Source organism: Amycolatopsis sp. NPDC054798, assembly GCF_053611505.1.
In genome coordinates this window covers 21,674-35,948 of the sequence record NZ_JBSHAM010000083.1, presented here as the reverse complement: position 1 = coordinate 35,948, position 14,275 = coordinate 21,674, and the positions used below count along the sequence as shown (strand labels likewise).

The window sequence follows — 14,275 nt, the reverse complement described above, 5'->3', positions numbered from 1 at the left end:
CGCCCGCACGGCCCCGCGCGGACCGGCCGAAGAACTGGTGACGCGGGTGTGGGCCGAGGTGCTCGGCGTGGACCGCGTCGGCGCGGAGGACAATTTCTTCGAGCTGGGCGGCGATTCGATCCTCGGCATCCAGGTGGTGGCGCGGGCCCGGCAGTTCGGGCTGCGCCTGAGCGCGAAGGACGTCTTTCTCCGGCAGACCCCGGCGGCGCTGGCGGCCGCTGGAGTCTGGGAGGAACCGGCGAGCCGCGCGGCGCCCCGGCCGTCCGGCACGGTCCCGCTGTCGCCGATCCAGCGCTGGTTCTTCGAGACGATCACCGAGCATCCCGGGCACTTCAGCCAGTGGGTGTCAGCCGACCTCGCCCCGGAGGTCGACCGGGAGGCGCTGCGCACGGCGGTCGAGGCGGTCGTCCGCCACCACGACGCCCTCCGGCTGCTCTTCCGGCGGACAGCCGACGGGTGGCGTCAGGAGTATACGGAAACGTTGCCGGAGAACGTGTTCAGCGTCGCTTCAGTGTCCACAATGGATCTTTTTGAACTGGACGGCGGCACCTTGTTCACGGCGGTGCTGGACGGCTCGCGCCTGCTCTTGGCCGCGCACCACCTGGTCGTGGACGGCGTCTCGTGGCGGATCCTGCTGGCGGACCTGCGCACGGCCTATCGGGCGGCACACACGGGGCAGCCGGTGGAGCTGCCGCCCCGGACGACCTCGTTCGGCGACTGGTCGCGACGCCTGGCCGAGCACACCGCCGCGGGAGGCTTCGACAGCTGTCTTCCGTTGTGGCACCGCGCAGCCAACGGTGCCGAAGCCCGGCCCGACGGAGAATCGCGGCCGCCGCAGGCAGTGACCGTCCGGCTCGGCGCGGGCGAAACGGCGGCGTTGCTGCGCGAGGCCCCGGCCGCGTACCGCACCCGCATCGACGATCTGCTGGTGAGCGCGCTCGCCCGGGTGCTCGCGCGCTGGACGGCCAACGACAGGGTGGTGCTCGAACTGGAGGGCCACGGCCGCGAGGACCTTTTCGCCGAGGTCGACCTGTCCCGGACGGTCGGCTGGTTCACGACGCTGTACCCGTGGGCGGTGGAGGTCCCGGCGGACGGCGGCTGGGGCGCGGTGCTCAAGTCGGTGAAGGAGTCCTTGCGTGCAGTACCGGACCGCGGCTTGGGCTACGGAGCCTTGAAGCACCTCGGGAACGCCCCGTTGCCAGAGCCTCGTCCGCTGGTGTCGTTCAACTACCTCGGCCGCCTCGACCTGGTCGAGGGGGAGTCGTCCGCACGCGAGGCCCGGCCGCACGAGCTGTTCCGCTCGCCGCCCTCCGCGATCGGCCTCAGCCGCGCGCCGTATCGCACCGGCACTGCCCGCATCGACATCACCGCGGCCGTCACCGCCGACGGCGAACTCGAGTTCGAATGGACCTTCTCGCCCGGCGTGCACGACGAACCCGCCGTCTCCCGCCTCGCCGCCGACGTGCTCGGTGCGCTGCGGGAAATCACCGCCCACTGCGCCGATCCGGCCGCGGGCGGCGGCACCCCTTCGGACTTCCCGCTCGCCAGCGCCGACCAAGCCGAACTCGACCGGCTGCTCGGCGACGGCCGGAACGTGGAGGACGTCTATCCGCTGACGCCCCTGCAAGCCGGGATGGTGTTCCACAGCCTGTCGGAACCGGGCACCTACCTCGAGCAAATCTGCTTCACCCTCGGCGGGGCCGACGATCCCGCCGCCCTGGAACGCGCCTGGCGCCGGGCCGTCGAAGAAATCCCCGCCCTGCGCACCTCCGTCCGCTGGACCGGCGTCCGCGAACCGGTGCAGGTCGTGCACCGCGCGGTGACCCTCCCGATCACCGTCTGCGACTGGCGTTCGGGCGGCGAAGGCCGGACCGAAGCCGGGCTGCTCGCCGCCGACCGCGACGCCGGGCTGGACCCGGCCGTGGCGCCGCTGATGCGGGTCACGCTGATCCGGCTGCCCGGTGCGCGGATCCGGGTGCTCTGGACTTTCCACCACGTGCTTCTCGACGGCTGGAGCGTCTTCGAGGTCCTCACCGACGTGCTCGCGCACCTCTGCGGCCAGCCGGCCAAACGCCGCCGCCCCTTCTCCGACCACCTCGCGTGGCTCGCGCGGCAGGACGTGTCGGCGGCCGAGACGTACTGGCGAAAGGCGCTCTCCGGGCTCACGCCCACCCGGCTCCCGTTCGACCGGCCGTCGGGCCGGGCCCACCGGGCGCGTTCCCAGTCCACAGTGGAACGTATTTTGTCCACTGTGGACTCCGCGCGGCTGGCCGCCTTCGTCCGGCGGCACCGGCTGACCGTCAACGCGGTCGTGCAGGGCTCGTGGGCACGGCTGCTCGCCCGGCACAGCGGCGCGCCGGACGTCTGCTTCGGAGCGGTCGTGTCCGGCCGCCCGCCCGAACTGCCCGGCGTGGACGCGATCGTGGGGATGTTCGTCAACACCGTTCCGGTCCGCGTGACCGTCGCCGAGGAGGAAGACCGGCCCGGCTGGTTCCGGCGGCTGCAGGCCGAACAGGCGGAGGCGCGCCGGTACGGGCACGTCTCGCTCGCCGACGTGCGCCGCTGGAGCGGGCTGCCCGCCCCCGAAGGGCTTTTCGACAGCATCGTCGTGTTCGAGAACTACCCCTTCGACCGGGAGGGCTTGGCCGCACGCGGGCTGCACCTGGGCGACCTGACCGCCGTCGAGGTCACCAACTACCCGCTGGCCCTTGTCGCCCAAGGCAGTGCGCGCGACGGCGACCCTCTGACGCTGGCACTCGACTACGACCCCGCGTTGTTCGACCTCGGCACGGCCGAGTCCCTCGCCGACGAACTCGCGGACCTGCTTCGGGAACCGGCAGGACCGGCCGCCCCGCCGCGAGCGCTCCCTCCTCCGCCCGCGTCGGCCGCCAAACCGGGCGACGCCGCCTACCTCGCACCGCGCAGCGCGACCGAGCGGACGCTGAGCCGGATCTGGGCCGACGTGCTCGCCGTGGACCAGGTGGGCGTCGACGACGATTTCTTCGCCCTCGGCGGCGATTCGCTGCTGTGCCTGCGGGTCATCGCCCGCCTGCGCACGGATTTCGGCGCCGCGCTGCCGCCGCGGGCGCTGTTCGACAACCCCACGGTCGGGGCGCTGGCCCTGATGCTGGAACACCCCACGGTCGGCGCGTTGGGCCGGGCAGTGGACCGCGGCCTGAACCCGCCGAAGGACTACCAGCTCTAGGAGGTCGGCGCCGGTGCGCAACGACGACGTGGCGATCATCGGGGTGGCCGCCCTGCTCCCGGGCGCCCACGGGCTGGACGCCGTCCACGAACTGCTCGCCGAGGGCCGCGACCTGGTCGGGCAGCCCGCTCCGGAACGGTTGCGGGAGAACGGTTTCCCGGAGAACACCGGGTACCTGCCGATGGGCTACCTCGACCGGATCGACCGGTTCGACCACCGGTTCTTCGGGATGCCGCCGGCCGAGGCCGCGTGGACGGACCCGCACCAGCGGCTCATCCTGCAACTGGCCCACGAAGCCCTCGAAAACGCCTGCTACGCACCGCAGGCCCTGAGAGGGACGCGCACCGCCGTCGTGCTCGGGAACTCGCGGTCGGATTACGAAGACCTCATCGCCGAAGAAGACCCGCAGCAGATCCTGGGCACCCTGGCCGCTTCGCTCGCGGCGCGGATCAGCTACCGCCACGACTTCACCGGGCCCGCGCTCGTCGTCGACACCGCGTGCAGCGGCAGCCTGGTCGCCGTCGCCCACGCCGTCGCCCTGCTCCGCAGCGGGGCCGCGGAGCTGGCGCTGGCCGGCGGCATCAGCGTGCGGCCGGTGCCGATCCGGATGGCCGGGCACGTGCCGATCCGCGGCGTCGAGTCGCCCGAAGGCCGGTGCCGCCCGTTCGACGAGAAGGCCACCGGAGCCGTCGGCGGCGAAGGCGGCGGGATCGTCGTGCTCAAACCGCTTTCCGCCGCGCTCGCCGACGGCGACCACGTGCACGCAGTGCTGAAAGGCATTGCCGTCAACCACAACGGCTACCGGATGGCCAGCATGAGCGCGCCGAGCCGGCAGGCTCAGACCGAGGTGATCACCGCGGCCTGGCGTGACGCCGGTGTCGACCCGGCCACTGTCGGGTACGTCGAATGCCACGGCTCGGCTACACCGCTCGGCGACGTCGTCGAGGTCGAGGCCCTGCGCCAAGCGTTCCTCGACGCCGGAGTGACGACCCCGCACTGCGCGATCGGTTCGATCAAAGGCAACATCGGGCACCTGGACAACGCCGCCGGGGTCGCCGGTCTGGTCAAGGTGCTGCTCAGCGTGCGGCGCGGGGTCCGCTACCCGACCGCGCACTTCGAGACGCCCAATCCGCTGATCGACTTCGAGGGTCCGGTCCAGGTCAATCCGGCGTTCGGGCCCTGGGACGGAGAGGGGCCGCGGCGCGCGGGCCTGAGTTCGTTCGGGCTGACCGGGACCAACGTGCACGCTGTCGTCGAAGAGCCGCCGCCCGCCGCTGCGCTCGGCGAACCGGCCGTATCCAGCCACCTCGTCACGGTTTCCGCGAAGTCGGCGTCCGCTCTCGCCCGTTACCGCGACCTCCTCGCGGAGTTCGCCGAGGGGAGCGGGCACAGTGTCCTCGCCATCGGCCACGCGATGAACCGCGGCCGCGACGACCACCCGTTCCGCCTCGCCGTGGTCGCCGACGAGCCCGCCGGTCTCGCGGCGGCACTGCGGTCGGCCGCCGTGCCGGACCCGCCGGTCGCCGACGACCCGCCGGTGGTGCTGCTGTTCTCCGGGGACGGCGAGGTCGAACCCGAGGTCTGGCGGGAACTCTGCGCGGCGTGGCCGGTCCTCGGCGACGGTTCGCTGCCCGCCGAGCCGGCGCCGCGGCTGGTCGCCGTCCACCACGCCCTGCACCGGCTGGCCGGGTCGCTGGGCCTCCCCGGCACTCATCTCGTCGGATCCGGCGCGGGCAATCTGTCGGTGCGGATCGCCCGCGGCGAACTGTCCCTTGTGGACGGACTGGCCGCGGCGGCCGGTCGGGAAGTCGGACCCGGGCTCGACTCCGCCCGGCTCGCCGAAGCCGTCCGCGGGTTCGTCCGGGACGGCGCGGTGCTGGTCGAGCTGGGCTCCGGCGGGGTGCTGTCCCGGACCATGCGCCGCCTCGCGCCGGAACTCGGCTGCGTCGAACTGGTCGGCGGCGGCAGCCGGCGCGCGGTGCTGCGGCAGCTGGCGTCGCTCTACCGGCTCGGTGTCCGGCTCGACTGGGACCGCCACTACGCCGATGCGACCGTGCCGAGGATCGAAGCGCCGGTGTACCCGCTCGAGGGCGTCCGCTGCTGGTGCCGTCCGGCGGGAGCGCCGGACGTCGCGAGTCCGGCCCGGGTCCCGGAACCAACGGCGGCGGTGGCGGACGACGAGATCGAGCGCCGGGTCGCCGGAATCTGGGCGCGCGCCCTCGGCGAAAACGAACTCGGCCCCGATTCGGACTACTTCGCCTACGGCGGGACCTCGATCGCGGCGATCACGGCCCTGCGCACCATGGAACGCGATTTCGGCGTAGAGCTGACCTTCGCCGACCTGTACGCCCACCCGACTGTGCGGGCCTTTGCCGCGCGAGTCCAGGCACTGCGTGCGGAAGGCGGCCAGTCCGAGGACATCGCCGCCATCACCGCGTTGCCACGCGGCGGCCCGCTGCCGCTCTCGTTCGGCCAGGAACAGCTGTGGTACCTGGACCGGCTGAACCCCGGCAGCGCGCTCTACAACATCCCGCACGACCTGAGGCTGGCCGGCCCGCTCGACGAAACCGCGCTCGCCGGGGCCGTGCAGGACCTCCTCGACCGGCACGAGGTGTTGCGCACCTGCATCCCCGACGAGGACGGCGCGCCCTTCGTTCGGCTCGCCGAACCCCAGCCGCGGCTGGTCATGCACGACCTGACCACAGTGCCCGAAACCCGCAGGGACGCCGTGGCCGCCGAACTGGCCGACCAGGAAGCCGTGCGGCCGTTCGATCTCGCGACGGGCCCGCTGGTGCGGATCACCTTGCTGCGCCTGGCCGAAGACGACCACGCGCTGCTGTGGACCTACCACCACATCGTCTTCGACGGCTGGTCCCCGACGGTCTTCTTCCGCGACTTCACCGAGCTGTACCAGGCGCGCCTGGCCGGGCGCGCGCCGGAGCTGCCGGAGCTGCCCTTCCAGTTCGCGGATTTCGCGGCCTGGCAACGAAACCGGCTGACGGGGGAGACGCTGGAGCGCGGCCTGCGGTTCTGGCGCGGCGCACTGGCCGGGCTGCCCGGCGCGCAGCTGCCGCTGGACCGGCCGCGCCCGGCGGCTCAGACCTTCGAGGGCGATCTTGTGGAGTTCACCGTGGCCGAACCGGCGGCCGACGCCGCGCGGGCGTTCAGCCGGGAGCACGGCGTGACGACGTTCGTCACGATGCTCGCGCTGGTCGACGCGCTGCTGCACCGCTGGGCCGGGTTCACCGACGTCGTCGTGGGCGTGGCCACCTCCGGCCGCACGCACCCGGCGACGCACGACCTCATGGGGTACTTCAACAACCTGCCGCCGTTCCGCACCCGGGTCGAGGAGTCCCTGTCGTTCACCGGTCTGGTCCGGCGCTGCGCGGACACCGTCGCGCAGGTGCTCGACCACGAGGAAATCCCGCTGGAGAAGATCGTGTCGGCGGTGTGCGGACCGCGCGAGCCCGGCCGCCAGCCGCTGTTCGACGTGGCCTACACCTACCAGAACGTCCCGCAGGACACCGCCGAACTGGGCGGTCTCGGCTGCGCGCGGTTCTCCGACCGCGGCACGGTCGCCGGGATCGCGCCGGGCACCGCCAAATTCGACCTGACCGTCGGCGTCATCGACCAGCAGGACGGGCCGATGGACGGCTACTTCGAGTACGCGACGGCGCTGTTCGACCGCGAGACGGCGGACGCGCTCGCCCGGTTCCTGCCCGCGCTGCTCGACGCCGTGCTGCGCGAACCCGAGCGCCCGCTCGGCGAACTCCCGGCCGTCGCGGGCGAGCCGAACCCCACCCACCGGAGCAGTGAGCCGACCATGACTGAATCTTCCCTTGCGGACAACGAACCGATCAGCCACGCCGAACACGTCCTCACCGCGCTCTGCGCGGATCTGCTGAGCTGCGGCCCGGTCGCGCCGAAGGACAACTTCTTCGACCTCGGCGGCGATTCGGTCCTCGGCGTCCGGGTGGCCGCGCGGGCGGCGAAGGAAGGCGTGCACTTCACTCCGCAGCAGCTGCTGCAGTGCCGCACGCTCGCCGAACTGGCGCGAGCCGCGGTCGTCGACAGTCCCGCCGCGGCACCGGTGCGGTCCGGCACGCCGGTTCCGGCCCCGCAGGAACCCGCACTGGCGATCCCGCCGACGCCGATCATGCTCGACTTCCTGAGCCGGATGCCCGACTACGCCGGGGATTTCGTCGACGTGCACACCGTGGAGACCACGCCCGGACTCGGCGCGGCCGCGATCCGGGCGGCGATCGGGCACCTGCTGGCCCTGCACGAACCGCTGCGCTACCGGTTGCGGCGCAACGAACTGGGCACCCGGCTCGAGATCGCGAACGTGACCGCGGCGGACGTGTTCGACACGAAAGCGCTGCCGCCGCTGGGAGACGAGGAGGAACTGGCGATCGTCGCGGACGACTGCCTGGCGATGAAAGCGGAGATGGACCCCTCGCGCGGGCCGCTGCTGCGAGTCCGCCACTACGACCGCGGCCGCGCGCGGGGCAGCCTGCTCGTGTTGCTGGTCAACCACTTCGTCTTCGACAACATGTCCACTGTGGTCGTTCTCGACGACCTCGACGTCCTGCTCGGCGACCTCGCGGCCGGACGCACCCCGGCCGTGGCCGCGCGGCCGCCGCGCTGGCGCGAATGGGCCGAGCATTTGCGCGCCATGGCGACCTCGGACGAACTCGCCGCGGAATTGACCTACTGGACGGCGACCCTGCGGGCAGCCGCTGCGGCCGGGACGATCGGCGGCTCGCCCGGCGACGGCGTCGCCGCCCGCACGCTCGACGACGCCGAGGTCACGACCCTGCTGTCCGCTGGCGGCGCGCAGGGCAGGGAAGCGGCGCTGTGCGCGGTGTCGTGCGGCCTGGCCCGATGGCAGGACGCGCCGTGCGCGTACGTGATGACCGAGGGGGAGGCCACGCCCAACCCGTTCCGGATGGCCGGCCGCGGCCCGTCGGTGGGCTGGTTCACCACCCTGCATCCGCTGGTGCTGCCGGTCGCGCCCGGCACCACTGCCCGAGAGTGCTTGGCGGAGATCACCGACCGCGTGCGGTCGGTGCCGAACGACGGCGTCGGCTACGGGATGCTGCGCCACCTCGCGCCGGACTCGCCCGGGACCGCGCGGCTGCGGGCCCTGCCCGAGCCGGAGGTCCTCGTGCTGCACGGGCCCAGCGACACCTCGGCGTTCGACTCCGGCGTCCGCTTGCTGAAGACCCGCTGGGACCTGTCGGTGAACCTGAAACGCGCGGTGGCGTCGTGGTTCCCGCTGGTCGTGACGAGCGCGGTGCGGGACGGCGCGCTGCGGCTGGGCGTGGCCGGCGGGATCGGGGAGGACCGGCTGAACGCCCTCGCCGACGAAATCCTGGGCGCCTTCGCCGAACTCCCCGGCGCATGATCGCGCTGGCCGCCTCGGCGTGGTATCTGCCGGACACCTCCGTCGCCGTTGCCGAATTACCCGAACTGGCCGGGCTTTCCGACGCCGAACGCGCGACCTGCGCCGCGCTGGGCATCGACCGGGTGCCCGCCGACGACACGCTCACCGCGGCCGAACTGGCCGCCCGGGCGGGCCGTCGCGCGCTGGCCGCCGCCGGCCTCGACGCCGACGACGTCGACGTTGTCCTGACAGTGGAGCCGCGGGCCCCGCAGACGCTGGTCAGTTCGGAAGCCACCCGGCTGCAGGCGATGCTCGGCGCCGGCCGGGCGATGGCGTTTTCGGTCGGCGGCCTGGGCTGCGCCTCGCTCACCCCGGCCCTGCTGGCCGCGAGCGGCTTGCTGCGCGCCGACCCGGATCTGGCGAACGTGCTGGTGCTGCACGGAAGCAAGCCTGCGGTGCCCGGGCGCTACCGGCACCCGGTCACGGTCAACGGCGACAGCGGAGGTGCGCTGCTGCTGCGTCGCCGGGGAGCCGTCCGGATCCGGGACATCCTGCTGGAGACGAACGGCACCTACGCGGATCTCTTCCGCGTCGAGTACCGCGACGAGAAGTTCGCGGATTGGCGGGAGGAATGCACCGATCCGGCGGCCTACGCCTTCCGGCTGGCCGTGGAGACCCGCAACCGGCTGCGCGACCTCGTCGCCCGCCTCCTCGCTCGCAACGGCCTGACCGTCGACGAGATTCCGTGCTACCTCACGCAAAACCTCTCGACGGCCGCGTTCCGCAACTGGTCGGAGGCGATCGGCGTCCCCATCGCGAAAGCGTGCTTCGACAACCTGGCCCGCTACGGCCACCTCGGGCCCAACGACGTGTTCTTCAACCTTTCGTGCGCCCGCGAAAGCGGCGAGTTCGGCGGACGCGCGGTCCTGCTCAACATCAGCCCGGCCGCGGCTTGGAGCGCGCTGCTGGTCACCACCGGCGACACCGTGGTGCACGAGCTTTGAGCCCCGGGCGCACGGCACAATGCTTCCTGTGACAGCACTCCCCGCATCGCTCGAGGTCTGGCCTGATTACGGGATGATCGGCGTCTTCGGCAGCCAGTACGAGGTGCTCGACTTCCCGGCGTCGGCCGATCCCTCCGCGCTCGTGGTGGCGACCGAGTTCGCGGCCTATCTGCGCACCGGCGAGGGCACCAGCCCGGTCACTCTCCATTTCGGGACCGCCAGCGAGCGCGCGGGCCTGACCGAACTCGGCTGTGTGACGATCGAACTGCCCGTCGACGACGTGCTCATCAGCCAGATCACTTGCGGCGCACTCGGTCCGTACACGCTTCCTGCCGGGCCCGGGATCTACCGCGTGCGGGTCGCGGGGGAGAAGGACGAGTTCCCTGTCCAGGCTTTGTGGCTCGGCTTCGAGAGGATCGGCGACCCGACTCCGGAGGAAGACGAGGACGACGACTGACCCGGCGCGAGCTGCTTCAGCCGGAGCGTCGCACTGGACGTCGTCTACTCGTCCGATTCGCGGGGCGCGGTGGCGAGGGTCTGGGCCGCCGAGGACACGGCGGTGCGGAGCTGGTCGAGCGTGTAGCCGCCGCCGAGGACCATGCGCCGCAGTTGCGGCATCGCCAAGCTCCATCCGACCAGACCCAGCGTGAAGAACAGCAGCGCCCGCGGGTCGCTGGAGCCGGGGGTCATGGCGGCTTCTGCCGCGGTGACCTTGTCCAGGTAGTGCTGAGTCCGAGCAGTTTCGTCGGGCACGGGCTCGTCGCCCATTTCGAGTGCTTCCCACAGCAGCAGCCGCAACGCTTCGGGGTGGGCGCGGTGGTAGTCGAACAACGCACCGGCATAGGAGCCTAGATCGGCGCCCTCGCCGGGCGGGACGGCTTCGGCGAGTTCGGCCATCAGCTTCTCCAGCACCGCGGCGAACAGTGCTTTCTTGTCGCCGAAGTAGTCGTAGATGGCGCGCTTGTTGGCCTTGGCGGTCGCGGCGATGCGGTCCACGCGGGCGCCGGCGACGCCGTAGGCGGCGAATTCGGCCGCCGCCGCGGCGAGGATGCGTTCCTTGGTTGCCGCTGAGTCGTATGCCACGTCCGCCAGTGTAACGAACCGGTTCGTTTGACACCGGACGCCGCGCGCTCCTACGATCCGAACTAACTAGTTCGATCGATCTGGAGACGCCGATGCCCACGACGGGGAAACCGCCGAGACCGCTTTCGCCCGCCGGCCCCGGTTCGCCGGTTCGCCCGCTGCTGTTCGCGGTGATGGCGATCTGCAGCGGGGTGACCGTGGCGAATGTCTATCTGGCACAACCGCTGCTCGCGCTGTTCGCCCGGGATCTCGGCGTCGCGCCGTCGTCCGCGGGCTTGGTGGTGACGTGCGCGCAGTTCGGTTATGCGGCCGGGATCCTGTTCCTGGTGCCGCTCGGGGACGTCCGGCGCCGGCGGCCGTTGCTGACGGCGATGCTGGCCGCGACCGTGCTCGCGCTGCTGCTCGGAGCTCTCTCGCCGGGCCTGTCGACGGTGGCGGCCGCCGCCGCGCTGGTGGGCGGGTTCACCGTGGTCCCGCAGGTGCTGGTGCCCTTGGCCGCCGAACTCGCGCCGCCGGACCGGCGCGCGTCGGTCGTGGCCGGGGTCCAGATCGGGTTGATGGCCGGGATCGTCGGCTCCCGCGTGGTCGGCGGCGCGGTCGGCGAGATATTCGGCTGGCGCGCGGTCTACGTGCTCGCGGCGGTGCTGACCGCGGCTTCGGGACTGCTGACCGTCGCGCTGGTGCCGCGCGAGCCCGCCCGCACGACCGGCATCGGGTACGGGCAGTTGCTCGTGTCGCTGCCGCGCCTGCTGCGCGGCGAACCCGCGCTGCGGCACTCGTGTCTGCTGCACGCGAGCCTGTTCGGCGCTTACAACGCCACCTGGACCTCACTGGTCCTGGTGCTCACCCACGACCCCTATCGCTTCAGCACCGCGACCGCCGGCCTGTTCGGGGTGCTGGGGCTGGCGGGCGCGTTCGTCGCGCCCTGGGCCGGACGGTTCATCGACCGGCGCGGCCCGCTCCCGATCATCACCGCGGCCTTGGCGCTGACTCTGGTTTCGGCGCTGGCCTACGCGCTCGGCCGGACCGGTCTCGCGTTCATGATCGTGGCGATCGTCGCGGTCAACGTCGCGGTGCAGTGGAGCCAGATCGCCAATCAGGCGCGCATTTTCGCCTACCTGCCCGACGCGCGCAGCCGCGCCAACACTGTGTACATGGTCGCGGTCTTCCTCAGCGGCGCGATCTGCGCCGCGCTGGCCGGAGCGTGCTACGGCGCGTTCGGCTGGCCCGGGGTCTGCGCATTGCAAGCCGTCCTCGCGGTCGCCGGGCTGGCGGTGCTGCCGTTCGCCCGCCGCTACGACCGGGCACGCCGCGAAACCCTGCCGGTCTGAGCACCGGCACCTTCCCCAAGCCCCGCCATCCAACCCGTAAAGAAATAGGAGATCACTCATGACCATGCCCGCGATGCCCGCCGCTGTGACGCAGTTCTTCACCGCTTCCCAGTCCGGCGACGCCGATGCCTGGGCCGGTGCGTTCGCCGCCGACGGCGTCTTTCACGACCCGGTCGGCCAGCCGCCGATCGTCGGCCGCGCCGCGATCCGCGAGTTCATCGCCTCGGTGCTGCCGAACTTCCACCCGTTCCTTGGCCTGACTCCGCGCGAGGTCCACACCGTCGGCGACGCGGTCGCCGTCGCCTGGAGCGGCGCGGCCGTCAGCACCGCCGGGACCCCGGTGAACTGGTCCGGAATCAACATCTACGACCTCGACCGCGACGGCCTCATCCGCGAAGCGCGCGCCTACTTCAACCGGGCGATCTTCCAAGCCCAGCTCGAGGGATGACCCGGCTCCGCGTCGGCTCGGCGGCTGTGGTGAAAGCCGAACGAGGCACTGAGAAATTCCGGCTGCCTTCGGCCTGATCGCCAGTTGCCGCAAGGCCGCCGGGCTCACCGGCGCGCGTCCGCCGACCCCGGAGCACTGAGCCGGGGTCGGCGGGCGCAACGGGACTGGGGCGAAGGCCCGCGAATCAGCGAACGCCGCACCGCATCCTGGTGAGCGCGCGGAGATAGATCCGTACCCCTACGGCCCGATTCCCCGATTGCTGCCGCCCAGCCGGGCACCGGAAGGTGACTTTCCAGTCCTAGGAAAGGAAACCGCTGTGAAGAGAACCCACCGGATACTGGGCTTGCTGGCCACCGGACTGGCCGTCCTGTCCGCGCCGCTGCTCGACGGCACGGCCCACGCGGCCCCGGCTCCGAACACCGCCGCCGTGGCCCCGACCGGCGACGTGCACATCCCGCCCGCCATGCGCCCGCAGTTCTACCACGGGCAGGACAGTTCGGTCGCGGAGTTCCCGTTCATCATCGCCGGCCTGCGCGAGGGCGGCTCGCGTCCGCAGGGCCAGACCTGCACCGGTTCGGTCGTCGCGCCGCGCAAGATTCTCATCGCGGCGCACTGCAAGGCCGCCGAGGGCAAGAAGACCTTCCTGTACGGCCTCGACGACCTGAACGCGGGCGGCGGCACCCGGGTCGGCGTCGTCAGCTACGACACCCACCCCAAATACGTGAACTTCGACCAGGGCTACGACGTCGCGGTCGTCACCACCGACGCGGACATCCCGGTGCCGAACGGCCAGTACGCCAAGGTGGCCACCTCCGCGGACACCGAGCTCAACAAGCCCGGCAAGAACGGCGTCGGCGTCGGTTACGGCAAGAAGGACTTCAACGACGACTCGCGGGACGTCACGGTCGACAAGGCCACCCTGCCGATCCGCGAGGGCTCGAACTGCCAGGGAGTCGGCGCCGGGTTCCAGGACGCCACGATGATCTGCGCCGGCTATTCCAACGGCGACCCGACGATCCTCCCCGGCGACAGCGGCGGTCCGCTGATCGTGGACGGCAAGGTGGTCGGCGTCGCGTCGTGGAGCCGAAGCGACTTCAAGTGGTACAGCGTCTACGGCCGGCTCAACAACGACATGGGCGACTGGGTCGCCGAGCAGATCGGGAACGTCGGCAACGACAGCTTCTCCCTCGGCGTCAGCCCCGGTTCGGTTCAGGTCGAGCCGGGCAAGTATATCTCGACGACGGTCACCAGCAAGGCGGGCAAGAACGGCGCCGAGAACGTCGATCTCACCGCCTCCGGATTGCCCGAGGGTGCGAAAGCGACCTTCCAGCCCGCCAAAATCACGTCCGGCGACACCGCCAAGCTGACCGTCGAAACCGCGGCCAGCACGCCCGAAGGCACTTACCCGATCACGATTTCCGGCAAGGGCGCCGCGGACACCGCCACCGCGAAGCTCACGCTGACCGTCGGCAAGGGCACCCCGACCGGCGACGTCAAGGTGACGGTGACGCCCGGAAGCGGCTCGGCCGGAGCGGGCTCGTTCACCAGCGTGACCGTGTCGGCGACCGGCGGGACGGGCTCGCTCAAGCTGTCGGCGTCCGGTTCCGGGCTGCCGATCGCGCCGTTCTTCAACCCGCAGACCATTTCCTCCGGCGGCAGCTCGACGATGCAGGTGTTCGCACCGTTCCAGACGGGCACCTACCCGATCACCGTCACCGCCGCCGACTCGAACGGCAAGAGCGGCAGCGCCACCTACACCCTCACTGTCCGGTGACAGCGCGGTGGGGCGGCGCCGGCCGGGACCCGCGCGGCCCGGTG

General features: G+C 71.8%; 8 protein-coding genes. 7 read left to right on the top strand and 1 reads right to left on the bottom strand.

Annotated elements, in window-relative coordinates; genetic code table 11:
• The 4 genes from ACWGIC_RS35305 to ACWGIC_RS35290 form a co-directional block, all read left to right on the top strand.
• On the top strand, positions 1-3,205 hold a 3,205-nt coding region (locus tag ACWGIC_RS35305), incomplete at its 5' end, for a condensation domain-containing protein (RefSeq protein WP_452080269.1).
• Between the two features lie 13 nt (positions 3,206-3,218).
• A complete protein-coding gene (locus ACWGIC_RS35300; RefSeq protein WP_452080268.1) occupies positions 3,219-8,612 on the top strand; it encodes a condensation domain-containing protein in 5,394 nt (1,797 codons plus the stop codon).
• Positions 8,609-9,595: a 3-oxoacyl-ACP synthase gene (locus ACWGIC_RS35295; RefSeq protein ID WP_452080267.1), complete on the top strand. Its 987-nt coding sequence runs from the start codon at positions 8,609-8,611 to the stop codon at positions 9,593-9,595. The genes ACWGIC_RS35300 and ACWGIC_RS35295 overlap by 4 nt, the downstream gene beginning before the upstream one ends.
• Before the next feature lie 28 nt (positions 9,596-9,623).
• A complete protein-coding gene (locus tag ACWGIC_RS35290) occupies positions 9,624-10,052 on the top strand; it encodes a hypothetical protein (protein ID WP_452080266.1) in 429 nt (142 codons plus the stop codon).
• A 44-nt stretch (positions 10,053-10,096) separates the two neighbouring features.
• On the opposite strand, the gene ACWGIC_RS35285 is transcribed toward ACWGIC_RS35290, so the two are convergent.
• Positions 10,097-10,678, bottom strand: a complete 582-nt coding sequence (locus ACWGIC_RS35285; RefSeq protein ID WP_452080265.1) for a TetR family transcriptional regulator — start codon at positions 10,676-10,678, stop codon at positions 10,097-10,099.
• 92 nt (positions 10,679-10,770) lie between these two features.
• Between ACWGIC_RS35285 and ACWGIC_RS35280 the strand changes: the two genes are divergently transcribed.
• The 3 genes from ACWGIC_RS35280 to ACWGIC_RS35270 all read left to right on the top strand — a co-directional run bounded on the left by ACWGIC_RS35280 (position 10,771) and on the right by ACWGIC_RS35270 (position 14,231).
• Complete coding sequence (locus ACWGIC_RS35280) at positions 10,771-12,009, top strand: MFS transporter (RefSeq protein ID WP_452080264.1); 1,239 nt, start codon at positions 10,771-10,773, stop codon at positions 12,007-12,009.
• A gap of 58 nt (positions 12,010-12,067) precedes the next feature.
• The gene (locus ACWGIC_RS35275; RefSeq protein WP_452080263.1) at positions 12,068-12,457 is read left to right on the top strand and encodes a nuclear transport factor 2 family protein; all 390 of its coding nucleotides are present in this window, start codon (positions 12,068-12,070) and stop codon (positions 12,455-12,457) included.
• 316 nt (positions 12,458-12,773) lie between these two features.
• Positions 12,774-14,231, top strand: coding sequence for a trypsin-like serine protease (locus tag ACWGIC_RS35270; RefSeq protein ID WP_452080262.1), 1,458 nt, complete (start codon positions 12,774-12,776; stop codon positions 14,229-14,231).
• Positions 14,232-14,275 lie beyond the last annotated feature (44 nt).